Source organism: Bacillus sp. N1(2025) (genome assembly GCF_053470005.1).
In genome coordinates this window covers 55,979-75,888 of sequence record NZ_JBLTJB010000010.1, presented here as the reverse complement: position 1 = coordinate 75,888, position 19,910 = coordinate 55,979, and the positions used below count along the sequence as shown (strand labels likewise).

Annotated in this window: 20 protein-coding genes and 1 other RNA gene; 7 read left to right on the top strand and 14 right to left on the bottom strand. The window is 45.3% G+C overall.

The genetic code is table 11. The features are described from left to right. Positions 1–160: 160 nt before the first annotated feature. The 6 genes from ACNFN4_RS18385 to gerPC all read right to left on the bottom strand — a co-directional run bounded on the left by ACNFN4_RS18385 (position 161) and on the right by gerPC (position 5,278). Complete coding sequence (locus ACNFN4_RS18385) at positions 161–1,030, bottom strand: 3D domain-containing protein (RefSeq protein ID WP_007407985.1); 870 nt, start codon at positions 1,028–1,030, stop codon at positions 161–163. A gap of 235 nt (positions 1,031–1,265) precedes the next feature. Continuing rightward, a complete protein-coding gene (gene recQ / locus ACNFN4_RS18380; RefSeq protein ID WP_215797161.1) occupies positions 1,266–3,044 on the bottom strand; it encodes a DNA helicase RecQ in 1,779 nt (592 codons plus the stop codon). A 107-nt stretch (positions 3,045–3,151) separates the two neighbouring features. Continuing rightward, positions 3,152–3,337: non-coding RNA, 6S RNA (gene ssrS / locus ACNFN4_RS18375), on the bottom strand. A gap of 215 nt (positions 3,338–3,552) precedes the next feature. Then, positions 3,553–4,179 carry an FMN-dependent NADH-azoreductase gene (locus tag ACNFN4_RS18370; RefSeq protein ID WP_003153791.1) on the bottom strand — a complete coding sequence of 209 codons (627 nt, stop codon included), beginning with the start codon at positions 4,177–4,179 and terminating at the stop codon, positions 3,553–3,555. Between the two features lie 144 nt (positions 4,180–4,323). Next, on the bottom strand, positions 4,324–4,815 hold the full coding sequence (locus tag ACNFN4_RS18365; protein ID WP_215797160.1) for a TraR/DksA family transcriptional regulator: 492 nt from the start codon (positions 4,813–4,815) through the stop codon (positions 4,324–4,326). Between the two features lie 82 nt (positions 4,816–4,897). Beyond that, positions 4,898–5,278, bottom strand: coding sequence for a spore germination protein GerPC (gene gerPC, locus ACNFN4_RS18360; protein ID WP_014418112.1), 381 nt, complete (start codon positions 5,276–5,278; stop codon positions 4,898–4,900). 92 nt (positions 5,279–5,370) lie between these two features. Here gerPC and ACNFN4_RS18355 point away from each other — a divergent pair, with 92 nt between their 5' ends. Continuing rightward, entirely contained in the window at positions 5,371–5,604 is a 234-nt protein-coding gene (locus ACNFN4_RS18355) for a hypothetical protein (RefSeq protein ID WP_215797159.1), read from the top strand. Here ACNFN4_RS18355 and ACNFN4_RS18350 read toward each other — a convergent pair. After that, positions 5,591–6,073, bottom strand: coding sequence for an Hsp20/alpha crystallin family protein (locus ACNFN4_RS18350; RefSeq protein WP_003153787.1), 483 nt, complete (start codon positions 6,071–6,073; stop codon positions 5,591–5,593). The two genes, ACNFN4_RS18355 and ACNFN4_RS18350, sit on opposite strands and share 14 nt — an antisense overlap. A gap of 70 nt (positions 6,074–6,143) precedes the next feature. Here ACNFN4_RS18350 and ACNFN4_RS18345 point away from each other — a divergent pair, with 70 nt between their 5' ends. Further along, a complete protein-coding gene (locus tag ACNFN4_RS18345) occupies positions 6,144–6,416 on the top strand; it encodes a hypothetical protein (RefSeq protein WP_014418114.1) in 273 nt (90 codons plus the stop codon). After that, on the top strand, positions 6,413–6,646 hold the full coding sequence (locus tag ACNFN4_RS18340) for a hypothetical protein (protein WP_003153785.1): 234 nt from the start codon (positions 6,413–6,415) through the stop codon (positions 6,644–6,646). The genes ACNFN4_RS18345 and ACNFN4_RS18340 overlap by 4 nt, the downstream gene beginning before the upstream one ends. 44 nt (positions 6,647–6,690) lie before the next feature. On the opposite strand, the gene ACNFN4_RS18335 is transcribed toward ACNFN4_RS18340, so the two are convergent. The 3 genes from ACNFN4_RS18335 to ACNFN4_RS18325 form a co-directional block, all read right to left on the bottom strand. Continuing rightward, positions 6,691–7,035 (bottom strand): PH domain-containing protein, encoded by a 345-nt coding sequence (locus ACNFN4_RS18335; protein ID WP_003153783.1) that lies wholly within the window; start codon positions 7,033–7,035, stop codon positions 6,691–6,693. Positions 7,036–7,328: 293 nt separating this feature from the next. Next, positions 7,329–7,469 carry a DUF4025 domain-containing protein gene (locus ACNFN4_RS18330; protein WP_072177749.1) on the bottom strand — a complete coding sequence of 47 codons (141 nt, stop codon included), beginning with the start codon at positions 7,467–7,469 and terminating at the stop codon, positions 7,329–7,331. A 65-nt stretch (positions 7,470–7,534) separates the two neighbouring features. Beyond that, positions 7,535–7,738 carry a DUF6501 family protein gene (locus tag ACNFN4_RS18325; protein ID WP_022553228.1) on the bottom strand — a complete coding sequence of 68 codons (204 nt, stop codon included), beginning with the start codon at positions 7,736–7,738 and terminating at the stop codon, positions 7,535–7,537. A gap of 183 nt (positions 7,739–7,921) precedes the next feature. Between ACNFN4_RS18325 and ACNFN4_RS18320 the strand changes: the two genes are divergently transcribed. From ACNFN4_RS18320 to ACNFN4_RS18310, 3 genes are all read left to right on the top strand, one after another. Continuing rightward, complete coding sequence (locus ACNFN4_RS18320) at positions 7,922–9,409, top strand: aldehyde dehydrogenase family protein (protein ID WP_017417962.1); 1,488 nt, start codon at positions 7,922–7,924, stop codon at positions 9,407–9,409. Positions 9,410–9,504: 95 nt separating this feature from the next. Further along, positions 9,505–11,388: a terpene cyclase/mutase family protein gene (locus ACNFN4_RS18315; protein WP_014418116.1), complete on the top strand. Its 1,884-nt coding sequence runs from the start codon at positions 9,505–9,507 to the stop codon at positions 11,386–11,388. Beyond that, positions 11,385–12,230: a superoxide dismutase gene (locus ACNFN4_RS18310; RefSeq protein ID WP_179156063.1), complete on the top strand. Its 846-nt coding sequence runs from the start codon at positions 11,385–11,387 to the stop codon at positions 12,228–12,230. The genes ACNFN4_RS18315 and ACNFN4_RS18310 overlap by 4 nt, the downstream gene beginning before the upstream one ends. 39 nt (positions 12,231–12,269) lie before the next feature. On the opposite strand, the gene ACNFN4_RS18305 is transcribed toward ACNFN4_RS18310, so the two are convergent. After that, positions 12,270–13,607: a sodium-dependent transporter gene (locus tag ACNFN4_RS18305; protein ID WP_061862282.1), complete on the bottom strand. Its 1,338-nt coding sequence runs from the start codon at positions 13,605–13,607 to the stop codon at positions 12,270–12,272. Positions 13,608–13,810: 203 nt separating this feature from the next. Between ACNFN4_RS18305 and ACNFN4_RS18300 the strand changes: the two genes are divergently transcribed. Beyond that, positions 13,811–14,782 carry a bile acid:sodium symporter family transporter gene (locus ACNFN4_RS18300; RefSeq protein WP_017417964.1) on the top strand — a complete coding sequence of 324 codons (972 nt, stop codon included), beginning with the start codon at positions 13,811–13,813 and terminating at the stop codon, positions 14,780–14,782. Positions 14,783–14,812: 30 nt separating this feature from the next. On the opposite strand, the gene ACNFN4_RS18295 is transcribed toward ACNFN4_RS18300, so the two are convergent. The 3 genes from ACNFN4_RS18295 to sucA all read right to left on the bottom strand — a co-directional run bounded on the left by ACNFN4_RS18295 (position 14,813) and on the right by sucA (position 19,730). Beyond that, the gene (locus ACNFN4_RS18295; protein WP_053284880.1) at positions 14,813–15,559 is read right to left on the bottom strand and encodes an MBL fold metallo-hydrolase; all 747 of its coding nucleotides are present in this window, start codon (positions 15,557–15,559) and stop codon (positions 14,813–14,815) included. 73 nt (positions 15,560–15,632) lie between these two features. After that, complete coding sequence (gene odhB, locus ACNFN4_RS18290; protein ID WP_280157048.1) at positions 15,633–16,880, bottom strand: 2-oxoglutarate dehydrogenase complex dihydrolipoyllysine-residue succinyltransferase; 1,248 nt, start codon at positions 16,878–16,880, stop codon at positions 15,633–15,635. A 15-nt stretch (positions 16,881–16,895) separates the two neighbouring features. Further along, positions 16,896–19,730 carry a 2-oxoglutarate dehydrogenase E1 component gene (gene sucA, locus ACNFN4_RS18285; protein WP_022553224.1) on the bottom strand — a complete coding sequence of 945 codons (2,835 nt, stop codon included), beginning with the start codon at positions 19,728–19,730 and terminating at the stop codon, positions 16,896–16,898. Positions 19,731–19,910: the final 180 nt, after the last annotated feature.

Below are 19,910 nucleotides of genomic sequence, written 5' to 3'. Positions count from 1 at the left end.
CATACACCCCTTCTGATTCCGTTTTCACATCCATTCCTTCTATATAGTATTAGAGAAACGCTTTTTCTTTTTCCGCATATAACGATTATATACAGTCAAAAAAGGGAAGAAAAAAAGAACACAAAGCATTTCGCCTTGTGTTCTTCATCTCTATATGAAACTAGTCTAATACTTTAACATTTACTGTTCTGACGCCCCAGTTGTTAGCGTCACTTTTCTTTGCAACAAATACGTCAATTTTATTTCCTTTAATTGCGCCGCCTGTATCTGCTGCTGTTGCCACTCCGTAACCTTCAACATAAACCTTAGAGCCAAGCGGAATGACACTAGGGTCTACCGCGATGACTTTTGCATCAGGGTTTTTGTTTAAGTCAACACCGGTTGCCGTTACACCGGAAATGCCGCCGTCGTTAGCAGAGTAAGCAGTTGCAGTCATTGTCAGCTGCTTTTTAGGCTCTTGTTGGTTTGTATTTGATTGAACAGGCTGCTGTTTTGCTTCGACAGCCTTCGCTTCTTGTTTAGGTTGTTGTTCTTGAACAGGTTCTTGTTTAGGCTGCTCGTTTTTGACAGCTTCTTGTTTAGGCTGTTCTGTCTCAGCAGCTGGTTTTTGTTCAGTTTGCGGCTGGCTGGCTTCTTGAGCCGGCTGTGCAGCCTGAGCCTGACCTTTCACATTTAACGTTGTGCCTGCGTAAATTATATCTGATTGCAAGTTATTCAAGCTTTTCAGATTGCCGACTGATGTTCCGAATTTCTGAGCAATTTTCCAGAGGCTGTCGCCCTGCTTCACTGTGTACTGCCCAGATGTGGTTGTTTCTACTGAAGAAATAGTCAGTTTCTCTCCTTCAATGATTAAATCAGAAGATAACTGATTCCATTCTTTTAAGTCCTTTAGGTTCACTCCGTTTTTTTGCGAGATCCCCCAGAGCGTGTCACCCTTTTGCACCGTGATTTCTTTAGCAGAAGCGTGAGCTCCAAATGCAGTTGTTGAAATTGCTGCAACTGCGACAAAGGACATAATCGTCTTCTTCATAAGTAAATCCTCCCTTGTTAGCTTTTTATTGGCGGCTAACAGGTGATATCGTAACATATGAAAATGTCAGTTCAATAACAAAACGATTTGAATTAGATTACAGTTCCTTTACATGAAACATTTCTCTCGCTTGGTAAGTCTTGCTGAAACCTTGATACAGCAAGGGTTTTCAAGCTTCTGATTTTTCCGGCGCCAATGAAAAACACAATGTGCAAATTTCTAAAAAAACTTTTTTTCACTCTGTTTCTCTTACATAATTTCGGATTTCTTCTAAAAAAACCGCTCCGTATTTCAATCTTTTTTGTTCCCCGACCCCTTTTACGGAAAGAAGATCCTGATCTGTTTTCGGAAGTTTCGCTGACATTTCTTTTAACGTCTGATCTGAGAACACGACAAATGGAGGCACACCCTGTTCAGCTGCAATCTCTTTGCGGAGACGCCGGAGAAGCTCAAATAATTCATCATTTTCAGTAACGGCGGCGGCCTGTAAGGCTTCTTTTCTCGAGACTGCGCTTTTTCCAAGCAGAACGTCCCTGCCTTTTTGGGTGACCATAAGCGTCGGAAATGTGCCGTCCGCCATTCTGATATATTCATCTGAAATAAGGAATTCGATAAAATCACTGATTTCCGCTGCGGATTGATGCTTCATAATGCCGTAAGTGGACAGGCTGCTGAAGCCGTTTTCCAGCACTTTTTTATTTTTTGACCCGCTAAGCACCTGCGCCACCATCGTTTTTCCGAAGCGCTCATTCATTCTGATGATGCATGACAATACCATCTGCGCTTCTTTTGTGACGTCATGGGCGGTCCTTGTATCAGTGCAATTGCCGCATGCTTCGCAAGCTTTCGCCTCATTCTCGCCGAAATACTTCAGAATAAACCGCTGCAGGCAATCTTCCGTATGACAGTAATCCACCATCTGTCTCAGTTTTTTGAGATCCTGCTTTTGTTTTTCTTCTCCGGCGGCCGATTGGTCTATTAAAAAACGCTGCACCATAATATCCTGCGGCGAAAATAAGAGCACACACTCGCTGTTAAGGCCATCGCGCCCGGCCCGTCCGGCTTCCTGGTAATAGCTCTCCATATCTTTCGGAATCTGCGCGTGCAAAACGAACCTGATGTTGCTCTTATCGATTCCCATTCCGAAAGCGGACGTAGCTACCATCACTTGTATCTGATCGTTAAGAAACCGCTCCTGCTGGTCTTTTCTGTCATCATCCGCCAATCCGCCGTGATAACGGCCGGCATTGATGCCGCTGCGTTTTAATTTCTCATATAAACGGTCGGTTTCTTTTCTTGTCGCTGTATATATAATGCCGGCTTCGTGTTTATTTTTTTCCAGATACCGCTCGATAAACCGATCTTTGTTTTCGCCCTTTACTACTTTAAACGTTAAATTCTCTCTGGCAAAACCGGTATATACAGTTTGTTCTTTCTTAATATGAAGCTGCTTACAGATGTCATCATGAACCTCAGGCGTAGCCGTCGCCGTTAATGCGATGATGACGGGCGGTTCTTTTAATTCATTAAAAAGGATTTCGATATTCCGGTAACTCGGCCTGAAATCATGTCCCCATTGCGATATACAGTGAGCTTCGTCAATGGCGACAAGAGGAACCGTAATATTCTGCAGGATGTGAATGAATTCAGAAGAAGTCAAACGCTCCGGTGTGATGTAAAAGAGCCGGTAAGCCCCTTGTTTCAAACCGGTCAGGCGCTCATGAATGTCACGGCTTGTCTGGGTGCTGTTAATATAAGCTGCCGCGATACCCGCTTCTTCAAGCGCGTCGACTTGATCTTTCATTAAGGAAATAAGAGGGGAAATAACGATTGTGGTTCCTTCAAACAGCAGTGCGGGAATCTGATAGCAGATTGATTTTCCGCCCCCCGTCGGCATAATGCAGACCGTGTTTTTTCTCTCCTCTGTAACTGATTGTATCGCCTGCTTTTGGCCCGCGCGAAGACTGTCGTAGCCAAAATAATGCGCCAGAAGGGATTGGGCTTTATCCAGCATAAGTTGTAAAACCTCACTTTGTCTTTGATTCTTTCATTTTATCATACAGATAAAGTACGCTGCTCAAGGGCAATTCAAAATAAAAAGCCATCTCCGCAAGGGAAATGGCTTTCGCTACGTATGCCGTACGCAAGTAAGAAAGTTTTAAACCACCACTCCTCAAAGTGGGTGTTTGCAGAAGCGTTCCTGTCGTCCTCTGCAATGGAGGCATGACATTCCGGCTTCGATATAAAACTCCCTATTACAGCTTAAAGGTTAAAACTTAATTAACAATACGAACAATGTAGCTTCTCTTATATCCTACACCATCAGTCGTATTTTGGCAAGAGGGTTAATTCTTTTACAGAAAACCTTTTTTCTTTGTGAAAAATGCTTTATTCTACATAAAAATTGTTTTTTCGACAAAATATCAATATATCAATATAAGATCAGATCGAAAGCTGCCGCCAGTTTCTTCTATAATAGAAAAAACTCTCACACCCTGTATGGGCGCAAGAGTTAATGGAAATTAGAATTTTGCAGCCAGATCTTTCGCTTCTTGCAGTCCTTTTTCAATGATCGCTTGAGCGTTATCCGGTGCAGCATTATGGCCTTCAACGACAACAGTGTGAAGATCTTGGACACCCCAGAAACCGAGAACGGTTTTCATGAAGTTTAATGACATTTCAAGAGATGCCATCGGTCCTTCAGAATATACGCCGCCGCGTGCGTTTAAGAGCGCTACTTTTTTATCTCCCATCAGACCTTTAGGGCCTTCAGGCGTGTATGTGAAAGTAACTCCTGCGCGAGACAGGTAATCAACATAAGTATGAAGCACAGCAGGCACTGTGAAGTTCCAAAGCGGGAATGCAAACACGACTTTGTCAGCTTTGACGAATTGATTTAAGTAAATGTCAGCAGTTGACGCTTGTTTTTTCTCTTCGTCTGTCATTTCAATTCCTTTTGAAGCTTTGAATGTTCCGTTAATCATATCTCTTCCGAGGTAAGGAAGGTTTTCTTTATGAAGATCAAGTTCGATCACTTCATCATTCGGATTGTTTTCTTTATAAGCAGCCAGAAACGCTTCGTATAATTTTACGGATACGCCTTCTTCAGCCGTACGATCACTTGATTTTACAAATAATACTTGAGACATTCTAAATTCCTCCCGGTAATCTTTTAATATTTACTTACAAATAGTATGTTACTTTCTTTTTTATATAAAGTCAATGATTTTATTTCGATTCTGAGATTTTTTATGGAATAAAAAAACAGGTACATATGAATGTACCTGCTGCTATTATTGTGAATCCTGCTCGCGATCCAGGATTTCGTAAGTTTGTGAGCTTTTTTGATCAACGGTTTCTTTATTTGAGAGGTCTTTCACCTGCTCGTGAAATTCCCTTTCATATGACGGAGCGTCTGTTTCCACATCCCCTTCTGTTTCTCGCTGCGCTTCGACGGTCATTCTGGCGTACGGCACGGCTTCAAGTCTTTCATAAGGAATTTCTTTTCCCGTTTTCTCGCAAATCCCGTATGTTCCTTTATCCATTCGTTCAAGCGCGGCGTGCACCTCATCTAAAAGATTCTGATCGACACCGTCCAGCGTCTGATTCGTGACCCTGTCCAAATAAATGCTTCCGTGATCAGCTAAGTGATTATCTACTCCGTTCGACAGTTCTCCTGTGTCTTCGCTCATTGAATGATTTTCTTTTGATTCTCCCTGAAGACTTTCCTTTAAATCGATTAATTTATGATAAAGGCTGTCCTGCTGTTCTTTTGATAATGACATATTCATCATCTCCTTTTTCGTCTGTATTCTTCGCTGCATCTGTTAATACATACCCTCGAAAAAGGAGGCTGAAACAACGGGGTCAATGCTTTCTTCCCCTGATGGTGACATTGGGTGTCTGCTGCTTTGTCTGGCTTTTTTCTTTCGCAGCATCATTTTGCGGGTTGTCCCGACATTCTTCAGCGCAGGCTTGTTTGAGCCTGTGCACCGGTGTATGGTAAGTGGCGCCGATATTCAGCATACCGCTCAGCTCTTCTATACTCAGCTTTTCAAAATCAATATTGTATTCAACCTTGTCCACTTTGACGTGCTCAATATGGACATATGTTTTTTCCCCTTCAACCGTTTGCGGCTCAAAATGACACTTATCCTGAAGCTCATCAAGCTGTTGTTCCACTTTCTTAAGCCGGTCTAATTCTTCTTCACACACTTTTTTGAAAATCTCTTTCATTATTTTTTTCAAAGAAAATCACTTCTTTCCCCGTCACTCTTGGAAAGTTCTATGCGTCCCGCATTGCGAATATATAAACATGATATACAAAAAGGAGGCGAATCATGATGTTTTTTCCATCCATTATCAACTTTGAGTATATAAAAATGAACGGAATCAGCGGCGGAGCAGCTTTTAACACCGGCTCTTCCGTTATGGTGAGAAACACAGCAGCCAATAAAAGAAATGAAGGGTACGGTGAACAAAACGGTGATTGCACCGTTGTCGTCATCCCTATCATGAGTATCGATGATTCAGATCTGATAGATGGCACAGCAAACAAGATCAGCCTTCGATAATGATCTGGCTTGCATCCCCCAGATGTTTAGCAATCGATATATATAAAATCCCGTCTTTGAATACCGCCTGCATTCCCTTCGTTCCCTGAGCGGAATGCGGAAGGTCGAGTTTTTTTTCAAAATCGCCGTATTTTCCGGTCTTCTGTTTAAAATCCTGTTCATTAAAAAAGGATTTTCTCGTGCCTTTTACGACGATATATTCTCCGTAGGACAGCAGCTGAACATCTTGTTTCCGGTAGCCGGGCAGATACAGCAAAAATTGGAGCTCATCATGGGTTTCCACAATATCTATAAGAGGAAAAGCATCCTCATTTCTTCTCATTTGCCCATCTCCCTGTTGAAAGGGAAAATGAGAATGGCCGTTTTGAAATGATTTCAGTTGTTCATCATCAAAAACGTTTTTCCAAAAGTCGCCGCCGGACATGTTTTGCGCCATTTCCATCCATTGCTTCATCTTATCGAAATCCATTTTTATCGCCCCCTGTCTAAGCATACGGTCATAACAGCCGGCATACACCTGTATTAAAGGAGGTTTGCCTGTGGTTCAACCAACTCCATATATCAATATTAATATTTTCATGTTGAAAATTAATTCCTTTGAAAATGCTTCAGCGGTGAATGTCGGACAAAATTTACTGGCGGAATGGCAGAATTCTGATAAAAAGAATCAGGGATATGGACAGAACTTCGGAGATGCAAGCGGCTTCATCGGCACGAACGGCAAAGTGGATGACCGGGATCAAATTGATTCTCCATCTGCCTTTGAGTCTGCATGCGATAAAATTCCTGCCGGAAAAGGAGGCCCATTATGATGTTTTCGCCGGTTTTGGTAAATGTAGGAGGCTTTAAAGTAAATGCAGTCGACCGCGGTTCTTCCATTACGATCGGCCCGTATCAGCAAATCGATTATTTTTTATCCAATAAGATCAACTACGGATTCGGTGAAGAAAATGGTGATTTGGCGCCGATTTATATCCCCATCAGTTCTATTGCTGATCCGGATCTCATTGATTCGAACTCCGGAAAAACAAGCATTATATAATAAAAAGGCCATCCGCATGCATTCGGATGGCTTTTATGTGATATTTAACTGCATAAGTATTTTGTTAAGATGGCTTGAACCTCAGTCAAGTCCGTTTCTTTTGCAAATTCCAATTCGAAAGTTTTTCCCCTTGTCATTAATACAAGCCCGGTATCGGGATCAAACATCCCCGCTTCTTGAATGGCGAAGCTTTCAATTGTTTTATATGGAAGAAATACGCGCACTTTCTTTTTGGAGAACATTTTATTATCAAAGAAAATCACTCGTTTATTCGTAAAGCATATTTGGTCAACCCGCAGTTTATAAATCGTTTCGATCCGTTCTCCCTCAACGAGCAAAGCCTCCAGCTTTTTTGTGTCGGTTGATCTGCTGACAGAAAAAATTCCCAATGAAGAACCCCACTTTCTGCTTCTATACTATTGTTTTATTACAATCATAAAAAAATAAGTTCTTTATCCCTATATAAGAATACGACATAGACGGCATTTAAACCATTACGAACAGATTACATTTTTAGAACGTTCATCAAAAAAGCCCTTCGCGAAAGGTGCCGCTGTTATGAAGTAATACGGTTCAGCGGAAGAAAAGGTTTCAAGAAAACGATATTTTTTTCGAAAAGTCAGTTTTTTATTTCCGCCATAAAAAACCGCGGCTTCTCCAATGCCGCGGTTTCAACAAAACATCAACGATCCGTATCTTCAATCGTTCCTTCTTTATAGGTATCTGAAATTTGTTCCATCGTCGTGTCGGTGCCTTCTTCAGGTTGCACTTGCTGAAGCTGATCTGATGTTTTATTTTGTTTGTCTTGCTCTGTGTTTTTCATTTTGCAGCCACCTTTTATATGTAGTCTTTTTTAGTATGGCTCAGGCAAAATAAATTCATTCAGCTTTAAACTTCTTCAAAATACTCTTTGTAGAAGCCTCCGACTTTGTTTGTATTGTCTACAACAAAAATGAATTCTTCTGTTTCATTTTTGACTTCATACTCTTTACCCGGCGTCAGCACATTTTTAACAATGTATTTTTTCGCATCTGTATGTACGCATTTGACCTTTTTGACGCTTTCTTTTATCTGCCAATTATTATGAATCATTTATAAAACTCCTTTTCTTAATCGATAAGCTTATTGTAGCCGTTTTTTCTTGTGAATTGCAATAACGGTTATCGATTGATTTTACCGGAGGTGTTATTATAGAATGACTGTATGCGCTTACTTTGCGCGGACATCAAGATGCTCAAAACAGACCATAAAAAAATTTCGGGAGGTTTGTTACGAATGAGTTCTTTAACGATGCAGATCACAAAAAGGCTGGAAACATTTTTACAGGGCACGAAGAAGCTTTATATTGACGGAAAATTTGTTCCGAGCGCTTCAGGATCAACATTTGTCACACCGAATCCGGCAACCGGGGAAACGCTGATGACGCTTTACGAGGCACAGTCAGAAGACATTGACAGTGCAGTGAAAGCGGCACGCAAAGCCTTTGATCACGGCGAATGGCGCACTATGCCGGCCGCTTCCAGAAGCAGGCTGATGTATAAGCTTGCCGATTTAATGGAAGAGCACAAAACGGAACTCGCGCAGCTTGAAACACTTGATAATGGAAAACCGATTAATGAAACGACGAATGGGGATATCCCGCTCGCAATTGAGCATATGCGTTATTATGCCGGGTGGTCTACAAAGATAACCGGACAAACAATTCCGGTCGCCGGCTCATATTTTAATTACACCCGCCATGAGCCTGTCGGCGTCGTGGGGCAGATCATCCCTTGGAACTTCCCGCTCCTTATGGCGATGTGGAAAATGGGCGCCGCCCTTGCCACAGGCTGCACAATCGTTTTGAAACCGGCGGAACAGACACCGCTGACTGCCCTCTATTTAGCGGAATTAATAGATCAGGCGGGCTTCCCTGACGGCGTCATCAATATTGTCCCAGGGTTCGGCGAAACGGCCGGGGAAGCGCTGACCAACCATGACGATGTCGATAAACTCGCTTTTACCGGTTCTACAGAAATCGGCAAAAAAATCATGGAAAAAGCCGCAAAAAAAATTAAACGCGTGACACTGGAGCTTGGCGGAAAGTCACCTAACATCATTTTGCCTGACGCCAATTTGAAGAAAGCCATTCCCGGCGCTTTAAACGGGGTCATGTTTAATCAGGGGCAGGTATGCTGCGCAGGCTCCCGTGTCTTCATTCACAAAGACAAATATGATGAGGTCGTCAGCGAAATGGTTTCATATGCGAAATCGCTTCAGCAAGGCGCCGGCCTTCACCAGGATACACAAATCGGCCCGCTCGTCAGTCAGGAACAGCATGAGCGCGTGCTTTCATATATTGAAAAAGGAAAAGCGGAAGGAGCCAAAGCTGTCGCGGGCGGCAGCTGCCCGTTTGAAGAAGGGTATTTTGTCTCCCCGACTGTATTTGCGGATGTGGATGACAGCATGACCATCGCAAAAGAAGAAATTTTCGGCCCGGTTTTAGCCGCCATTCCGTATGATACGGTAGATGAAGTGATTGAGCGGGCGAACCGCTCGGAATACGGCCTTGCAGCCGGACTTTGGACTGAGAATGTCAAAAACGCCCATTACATTGCTGACCGTCTCCAAGCCGGCACCGTTTGGGTCAACTGCTACAATGTTTTCGATGCGGCATCTCCTTTCGGCGGCTATAAGCAATCCGGCCTCGGGCGGGAAATGGGCTCTTACGCTCTGGATAATTATACAGAAGTGAAAAGCGTCTGGATCAATCTGGAAGATTAATCAAACAAGAAACTGCTGCCTGTCAGCAGTTTCTTTCTTTTGTCATGCCGCCTTTTACATATGAATATATATGCTTCTGAAGGAGTTGAGCGAGTGTGAGCACAATTCATGAAAACGTCAGAAGCCGCCAAAAGAAAACCATCTCCCTATTAAGAGAAACGCAAAATGCGGACGGCTCATGGTCATTTTGTTTTGAAGGACCGATTTTGACAAACGCCTTTCTGATCCTCCTCCTCACTTCTCTTGGAGACAATGATAAAGAACTGATCGCTGAGCTTGCAGAAGGCATTCGCGCTAAACAGCGCCCGGACGGAACTTTTGCCAACTATCCTGATGACCGGAAAGGAAATGTGACCGCCACTGTACAGGGCTATGCCGGCTTGCTGGCTTCCGGTTTATATAGCCGTTCTGAGGCGCATATGATTCAGGCCGAACGCTTTATCATCTCAAATGGCGGCTTGCGCAACGTACACTTCATGACAAAGTGGATGCTTGCGGCAAACGGCCTTTATCCATGGCCCGCGCTGCATCTGCCATTATCTTTCTTAGTCATTCCCCCATCCTTCCCGCTGCATTTTTACCAGTTCAGTACATACGCCCGTATTCATTTTGTACCGATGGCCGTGACACTTAACAAAAGATTTTCGCTGAAAAATCCCAACGTTCCGTCTCTCGCGCATTTAGATCGGCATATGACTAAAAATCCGTTTACATGGCTTCGTTCCGATCAGGATGAGAACAGAGACCTCTCTTCTCTTTTCGCGCACTGGAAGCGGCTTTTGCAGATTCCTGCCGCTTTTCACCAGCTCGGTCTGCGTACGGCCAAAACGTATATGCTTGACCGGATTGAAGAAGACGGCACATTATACAGCTATGCGAGTGCCACTATTTTTATGGTGTACGGCCTGCTCGCTCTCGGTGTATCGCGCCACTCCCCCGTTATCAGAAAAGCGCTTGCCGGCACGAAAGCTCTGCTCACGTCTTGCGGCAATATACCGTACCTGGAAAATTCAACGTCGACCGTTTGGGATACGGCGCTTCTCAGCTATGCGCTTATGAAAAGCGGCATCCCAGATAACGATCAGATGATAACCAGCGCCGCCCGGTTTCTGCGTGAACGGCAGCAGACGAAAGTCGCTGATTGGGCCGTTCACAACCCGCATGCTGAACCGGGAGGATGGGGTTTTTCAAACATTAATACAAATAATCCTGATTGTGATGACACAGCCGCAGTGCTCAAAGCCATTCCGCGAAAACTTTATCCCGCCTCATGGGAACGCGGACTGAGCTGGCTTTTGTCCATGCAAAACAGTGACGGCGGCTTCTCTGCTTTTGAGAAAAATGTCAATCATCCGCTGGTCCGCCTGCTGCCGCTGGAATCGGCTGAGGAAGCTGCCATCGATCCTTCAACAAGCGACTTAACCGGACGGGTGCTGCACTGTTTAGGAGAAGCGGGGCTTTCTTCTGATCACCCTCAGATTGAAAAAGCCGTCCAATGGCTGATCCGCCATCAAGAAGAGGACGGATCGTGGTACGGCAGATGGGGTGTCTGCTATATTTACGGCACATGGGCGGCGCTGACAGGGATGAAGGCTTGCGGCGTGAGCCAAAACCACCCGGCCGTAAAAAAAGCGATCCGCTGGCTGAAGTCCATTCAAAACGAGGACGGAAGCTGGGGGGAATCCTGTAAAAGTGCAGAAGAGAAAACCTATGTTCCGCTTTCTTACGGGACGCTTATACAGACGGCTTGGGCGGCCGAAGCTTTGCTGCAATACGAAAAACCTCATCATCAAGCCGTCACAAAAGGCATATCTTTTCTTATTGAAAACCGGCATTACGAAGGAGCCGCTTTCAGCTATCCGACTGGAATCGGCCTGCCGAAACAGTTTTACATCAGATATCACAGCTACCCGTATGTGTTTTCTTTGCTTGCGCTCAGCACTTTTATGAAAATGAGTGAAAAGGAGGAAGAAAAATGAAACGGCACGCTTATCAAACCGAGATGCTGAATTGGTGTGAAACCTTGAAGGAACAAGTCATTCAACAAGGTCGGTTCGATCGCTTCGCGGCACAAATCGACCGGATTTTTCACACCCTTCAGGATGATGGATTAACGGAGGCGGAATGGTACGAACAGGCATCAGCACTTTACCGGGACATTACTGAACCCGAAGAGCCGGATGAGCGCAGAGCCTATGTGCCGATCGGCAAGCATGTCCTCCCTAAACTGCCTTACAGTTATTCCGCACTGGAACCGTATATTTCAAGAGAGATTATGAAACTCCACCATACCAAACACCATCAGAGCTATGTTGACGGTCTGAATAAAGCAGAACTGGAGCTCAAAAAAGCGAGACAGACGAAACAGTACGACTTAGTGGCACATTGGGAGCGGCAATTGGCGTTTCACGGCGCGGGCCATTATTTGCACAGTATTTTCTGGTTTTCGATGAATCCAAACGGAAAAAGACGGCCGACGGATGCGCTCTTTCAAATGATTGATGTGTCATTCGGAAGCTATTCCGCTTTTAAAGAGCAATTTTCTCAAGCGGCGAAAAAAGTCGAAGGAGTCGGCTGGGCTATCCTAGTCTGGGCGCCGCGCGCCGGGCGGCTGGAGATTTTGGCCGCTGAGAAGCATCAGCTCTACAGCCAGTGGGACGTCATTCCTTTGCTTCCGCTGGATGTGTGGGAACACGCTTATTATTTACAATATAAAAACGACCGCGCGGCTTACGTGGATCAATGGTGGAATGTCGTTGATTGGCGGGAGGCGGAGAAACGGTTCGAGCAAGCGCACCGCGTGATATGGCCGCTTTATTAAAAAAGCCCCCGTCTTGAACGGGGGCGTGCTTCTTTTGGTTTAAAAAATACCAAGCACGTGCAGAAAAACGATAATAATGGCTACAGGAGCCACATAACGGATTAATAGGAGCCAGACTGCAAACCATTTTCGTTTTATACCGGAACCGCTTTTCAGTTCGTCAAACAACATCTGTTTCGGAATTTTCAGCGGTACGAAAACGGCAATTAAAAGCGCGCCCAGCGGCATTAAGACATTGCTGACCAGAAAATCCGCAGCGTCAAAAATACTGCGGTGAAAAAGAGAAACATCACTCAAAATTCCGTACGACAGCGCCGAAGGGACCCCGACAATAAATATAGCAAGTCCCCCGATCCATGCATACCGCTTCCGTTTTGCCGAATCGCCTTTTGACAAAACAGCAACTAAAATTTCAAGCATTGAAAAAGCCGATGTCAGCGTCGCAAATAAAAACAGCAGCAAAAAGGCGAGTAAAAACACGATGCCCAACGGCATTTGGTTAAAGACGGTCGGCAGCACGTTAAATAAAAGCTGCGGGCCTTGATCCGGCTTGAGGCCGAATGCAAACACCGCCGGAAAAATCGCCACTCCCGCCATCACAGCAACAAGGACATTTAATACCGTCACCGATACGGCGGATTGAACAATATTTTCTTCTTTTTCTAAATATGCGCTGTATGTAACCATTACGGACACTCCGACGCTTAACGAGAAAAATGATTGTCCCATCGCATATAAAATGGTATTGGCATCCATCGCGCCAAAATCAGGCATGAAGAAGAATTTTAATCCCTTCGCTGCATCATGCAGCGTAACGGAGCGGATCATTAAAAGAATAAACAGAATAAACAGAGCCGGCATCAGCACCTGGCTTACCTTTTCGATGCCGCTGCTCACCCCTTTTGCCACAACTAAAATCGTCAGCACGATAAACAGCAGCTGACCGAAAACCGCTGCATAAGGATTTGAAATGGTATCGATAAATAACGTATCAAACCCCGAAGAAAGCGATAAACCGCCTGTAAAGCCTTTTATAATGTAGATTAATATCCATCCCCCCACTACGCTGTAGAAGGATAATAGAATAAAACACGTAATGATTCCGAGATATCCGATCCAGTGCCACTTTTTCCCCGGCGCGAGCGCCTTATAGGATTCAACGGCGTTTTTTTGTGTTTTTCTGCCGATAATAAATTCAGCAAGCAAAAGCGGCAGTCCGATTAAAACAGTAAATAAAATAAAAACAAGCAGAAAAGCGCCGCCTCCGCTGGTTCCCGCTACGTAAGGGAACTTCCATATTGCGCCGAGCCCGATTGCAGAGCCGGCCGTAGCTAAAATAAATCCCAGCTTAGATGACCATTGATTAGCTTCTTTCACTTCAGCACTCCCAATTCATTTCAGTATAAAAATCAATTGTAAGAATATATGTCTGAATAGTCAAGAAGATGTTAGTTTACATAATAATTTTATTGAAAACTTATGTTTAATATTGAATTATTCAGAAAATTATTTATAATGGAATACAGAAAAGTCAGTCATATTTTCTGACTGATTGATTGAATGTAAAAGGAGCTGTGTTTATGGAATGGCTGAAAAAAATAAGCGGGTTTGCGGGCCAAACCTTTGGCTTGTGGGTTATCGTCTTTGCCGGTTTAGGATTCGCCTGCCCTGATTTGTTTTCTTGGATCAGTTCTTATATGACGATTTTCCTTGGTATTATTATGTTTGGGATGGGGCTTACTCTTCAAGCAGACGATTTTAAAGAATTAATCAGAAAGCCTTGGCATGTCGTGATCGGAGTCGCTGCCCAGTTTACGATTATGCCGCTTACGGCTTTCTGTTTATCAATCGGGCTCCGCCTCCCCGCAGAAATCGCCGCGGGCGTCATTCTGGTCGGATGCTGTCCGGGCGGTACGGCATCAAACGTCATGACATTTTTGGCGAAAGGCAATACGGCGCTTTCTGTTGCGGTCACCACGATCTCAACATTGCTTGCTCCTATTGTAACGCCGGCACTTATTATGCTGTTTGCGAAAGAGTGGCTCCCCGTTTCTTTCGGCTCACTGTTTGTTTCCATAATGCAAGCCGTGCTTTTGCCGATCGTCCTCGGGGTGATTGTGAAGCTGTTCTTCAAAAAACAGGTCGGACAAGCCGTGCACGCGCTTCCTCTCGTGTCGGTAATCGGCATCGTAGCGATTGTATCCTCTGTCGTCAGCGTAAATCGTGAGCATCTGCTTCAATCAGGACTGCTGATTGTGTCTGTCGTCATCTTACATAACGGAATCGGATATTTGTTAGGATTCCTGACTGCAAAGCTGTTCAAAATGGATTATGCTTCACAAAAAGCGATTGCGATCGAAGTCGGAATGCAAAACTCCGGACTGGGCGCAGCGCTTGCGACAGCGCATTTCTCCCCTTTGTCAGCCGTGCCGAGCGCAATTTTCAGCATATGGCACAATCTGTCGGGGTCTGTTCTTGCCACCTACTGGTCTAAGAAAAAAGAGAAAAACAGCGCCGAGGTAGAAGAAACGGCAAAGATTCCGTTTTCATAACTGAACAAGGATAGGATAGACTGGCCGCTCCTATCCTTTTTTATTCTGCAGATCACGAAACAGACGCAAAAGCGCTTTTTTCACATCCCCCTGAAATAGACCTCCATGATAACAAATCAATTGGCGGATATCGTAATCGAGCAGCCGCCGCACAGAACGGACCGCATCATCCATATGTAACGTATAGCTAGGATTAGCAAGGTTCAGCTTTCCGTCTTCAATGACGACCGCATCACCTGTGACCATTGTTTTTTCGGCAGGCAGATAAAGACTGATATGGCCGGGTGTATGACCCGGCGTGGCTACAACGCGAATGCCTCCGCACCAAGGCAGCAGCTCGCCGTCAGTAACTGTCCGGTGAACTGGAGCCGATTCGACTGATTGAAGCGAGCGGATGAACTGTTTTGCATAAGGCTTTGCATCCTCTGGCAATGAACAAAACGTTGATTCAGCCTGCTCAAGCCGTAAAGATTTTTTAGAGCCATCAATATACGGCGCTTCACGCTCATGTGCTGTCACGCTGACATCCGGATGCAAACGGTATAATGCAGCGAGTGAGCCGATATGGTCTATGTCGTGATGCGTTACAATAATTTTTGTCAATGAATGAAGCGACATTCCATGCCGGGCGGCAGCATGTTGAAGATGGTTTGTAAAACCGGGATATCCGCAGTCTATTAATATCGTGTCATGTTCGTCTTGCAGAAGAACCGGAGTGATAGAATGCAATTCTTCATTATATTCAAATTCGATCTCAAGCGGATAACAGCTTTGCATATAAATTCTCCCCTTCTCTCAATAAAAAAAGTACACTGCTTGTAAGGGCAGTGTACTTTTTGTCTGTCTCAAATTATCCTTCCAGCAACAGCTGTTCCGGATCTTCAAGCAGGTTTTTAATGGTGACGAGGAATCCGACCGCTTCTTTACCATCTACAATTCTGTGATCATATGATAAAGCGATGTACATCATCGGACGGTTTTCAGAGCGCTCCGCATCAATCGCTACTGGGCGCAGCTGAATTTTGTGCATACCTAAGATCCCAACCTGAGGGCTGTTTAGGATCGGTGTTGACATAAGCGATCCGAATGTACCTCCGTTTGTGATCGTGAAGGAGCCTCCTTGCAGCTCACCTAATGTTAATTTATTGTTTCGCGCTTTTTTCGCAAGTTCGCCGATCTCTCTTTCAATGCCGGCAAACGTCAGGCGGTCAGCGTCACGCACGACTGGGACGACAAGCCCTTCTTCAGCCGCGACAGCGATACCGATGTCATAGAATTTTTTCACGATCAGCTCATCGCCTTGAATTTCAGCGTTAAGGAGCGGGAATTTTTTCAATGCAGCCACGACGGCTTTTGTAAAGAACGACATGAAACCGAGTTTTACATCGTTTTGCTCAAGGAATTGGTCTTTGCGGCGTTTTCTTAGATTCATAACGGCCGTCATGTCAACTTCGTTAAATGTAGTCAGCATCGCAGAAGTCTGCTGCACTTCAACCAATCGTTTCGCGATCGTCTGTCTGCGGCGGGACATTTTTTGCACTTCGACAGGTTTGTCAAAGCTTTGCTGTGTTTTTTGAGCCTGCTGTTTCGGCTGTGCCGCAGGTTTTGAAGCCGGTTTTTCATAAGATTCCACATCTTGCTTGCGCACGCGGCCGAGCGGGTCCCCCGTCGGAATTTGTGATAGATCAATTCCTTTTTCCCTTGCCAGCTTGCGTGCAGCCGGAGACGCTATCGTTCTGGATTTCGCTTCTGATTGTGCTTCCTGGCTGACTTCTTGTGCAGCAGGTTCAGCTTTTGCTTCCTCTTTCGTTTGTTCATTGGCTGGAGCACTTTCTGAAGGGGCGGGTGCAGAACTTTCGCCAGCGCCTTCTGTAATAGTACCGATAATTTCTCCTACTTGGACGGTATCACCCGAATCTTTCAATACCTCTTTTAGAACACCCGATTCTTCTGCTGTCAATTCAACATTTACTTTGTCCGTCTCCAGTTCAAGCAAGTACTCACCCTGTTCTACATAATCACCGGGCTGCTTTAACCATTGGGCTATCGTTCCTTCTGAGATTGATTCTGCTAATTCAGGTACCTTAATTTCCGCCATTTTTTCATTTCCCCCTTAGTTTTTGCGAGTCAAGCTATCAGATACAATGCGTTCCTGTTCTTTTTTGTGGACTGTCGGATCTCCTTCTGCGGGACTGGATCGTCTTCTTCGGCCGATGTATTGGACATTTACTCCTTTTGGCGCGATTTCCGTCAGATACGGGCTGATATAACTCCATGCCCCCATGTTCTGCGGCTCTTCCTGAACCCAAACGATCTCTTGCAGGTTCGGCAGTTTGGCGAAAAGCTCCTTCGTATCTTTTGCCGGGAACGGATACAGCTGTTCGATTCTGGCAATATGAAGCCAATCCTTATCGCCTTCCATTTTGTTGAAGTGATCGCTGATATCAATTGACACTTTTCCGCTTGATAATACGACGCGAGTCACTTTTTCGTAAGCATGGGAAAGTCCGGACTGCTCATAGACAGGCTTGAATCGGCTTTCGCTCAGTTCCTGCACTTCAGATACCGTATTCGGGTTGCGCAGCAGGCTCTTCGGCGTCATGATCACAAGCGGGCGAATTTCCTCACGAAGCAGCATTTTCGCTTGTCTTCTTAAAATGTGGAAATACTGAGCCGCACTTGTCAGGTTGGCCACCGTCCAGTTGTTTTCCGCCGCCAGCTGCAGGAACCGCTCGACGCGGCCGCTGGAGTGTTCAGGGCCCTGCCCTTCGTAACCGTGAGGCAGCAGCATGACCAGGCCTGATTTTTGTCCCCATTTTGCCCGTCCTGCAGATATAAATTGATCAAAATAGACTTGAGCCGCATTGGCAAAGTCCCCGTACTGCGCCTCCCACATCACAAGCGTTTCAGGCGAATACACGTTGTATCCATATTCAAAGCCGAGAACCGATCCTTCAGAGAGCGGGCTGTTATGCACCGTAAATGAAGCAGCGCAGTCGTCTAAGTGATGGAGGGCAACAAATTCTTCTCCTGTTTCGCTGTCATGCAGCACAAGGTTTCTTTGAGCGAACGTTCCGCGCTCTGAATCCTGTCCGGTCAGCCGGATCGGCGTGCCGTCTTTCAAAATGGAAGCAAACGCAAGCGATTCAGCCAATGACCATTCAACTTTACGGTCATCATCAAACGCTTTTGCACGTCTTTCCAGGATTCTTTTCAGCTTGCCGAACACGTTAAAAGATTCCGGCCAGTTGATAAGTTCGCCGTTCAGCTTGCGGAGAACATCAAAATCAATGGCTGTGTCAACGTCTGGAAAACCGTTGGACACCGGTTCCGGCAATTCAATTTCCCGTACGGCGTCTTCTTTTTTGGCGGGCACCTTTTTATAGGCGTCTTCAATACGTTTTGTCACTGCCGTTTCGATGTTTTGCGCTTTTTCCTCGCTGATCAGTCCTTCACTTACGAGTTTTTCCGCAAAGATCCGCTTGACAGTCGGGTGTTTTCTGACGGCGTCATACAGCATCGGCTGTGTCGTTGACGGCTCATCCATTTCATTGTGGCCGTACCGTCTGTACCCGATTAAATCGATTAAGAAATCTTTATTGAACCGCTTCCGGTATTCAACCGCAAATTTAACGGCTGACAGGCATGCTTCCGGATCATCCGCGTTGACGTGAACGATCGGGATTTCGTAGCCCTTCGCCAAATCACTGGCATATTTCGTGGACCGTGATTCATCGCTTTCTGTTGTAAAGCCGATCATATTATTGGCGATGATATGAATGGCCCCGCCGACCTGATAGCCTTTCAGAGAGCTTAAGTTCAGCGTCTCGGCGACAATGCCTTCTCCCGGAAACGCTGCGTCACCGTGAATTAAAATGGCGAGCGATTTTGTTTCGTCTTGAACCGGGTACCCCTTTTGCGTTCTTGTTTCCTGTGCCGCCCGCGTGCTTCCTTCCACAATCGGATTGATGAATTCCAAGTGGCTCGGGTTATTTGCAAGCGTAATCCGCGCGCTTTTGGTTTCAGCATCCTGAAGCTGTCTGTCTGCACCGAGGTGATATTTTACATCGCCCGTCCAGCCGTAGCTGATGCCGGTCGATCCTTCAGACGGCACAAGGTCTTTATTCGGCGCGTGCTGGAATTCCGAGAAAATAATCTCATACGGTTTGCCGAGCACATGCGCAAGCACATTTAAACGGCCTCTGTGCGCCATCCCGATATTGACATTGGTTGTGCCCGCTTTCACAGACTGGGCGATAATGTCGTCAAGAACCGGCACAAGCGCGTCTAATCCCTCAATTGAGAAACGCTTCTGACCGACGAATGTCCGGTGTAAAAATTGTTCAAATCCTTCTACTTCCGTCAGTCTTTCTAAAACGGCTGACAGTTTTTCCGGTGAATTTTTCCGGAACAGTTCTCCGGATTCGACCATTTTTGTAATCCATGCGCGCTCTTCGAAATCATGCACATGGTCAAACTCGAAGGAGATGGTTCTTTTATAGGTATTGCGTAAATGCTGGATGGCTTCTAAGCCGTTTGTTATATTGGCAGGTGCGTCTTTACAGATGACAGACGCGGGTATTGCTTTCATTTCTTCTTCTGTAAGCCCGTACTCGGATAACGGAAAGAGCTCGCTCTTTTTCGGATCCTTTCTGAGCGGATTGACGGAAGCGTTCAGATGGCCATAGGTTCGAATATCTTCTGCAAGTTTAACTGCTGCTGCGATCTTTTGAATCAGATCTGCGGTGACGCGTCCCTGTTCCTTTGTTCCCGATGCCTCTTTTATTTGGCTTGGCGGAGCGCCGAGTTCGTCAAACATGTCTTTCAGATCCGGATCAATGCTGTCTGGATCTTCAGCATATTGGTCGTACAGCTCCAGTGCGTAGCCGAGGTTCGGTCCGTAAAAATCTTCCCAATTCATTCTTTGTTTCATATTATTTTGAAACATTTGAATATTACCCCCAACCTAGATAATCAAGTGATCAATTCACTATCTTGAAATAACTTTTGAACGCTGTGCCCAAAATTATGTAATAAAAACGCTTCCAAGGATATTTTACCACTGATTGCGTTTGGATTCTACCTTGATTGTTCACAAAATAGTAAAAAAAACAGATCAATACCGAAA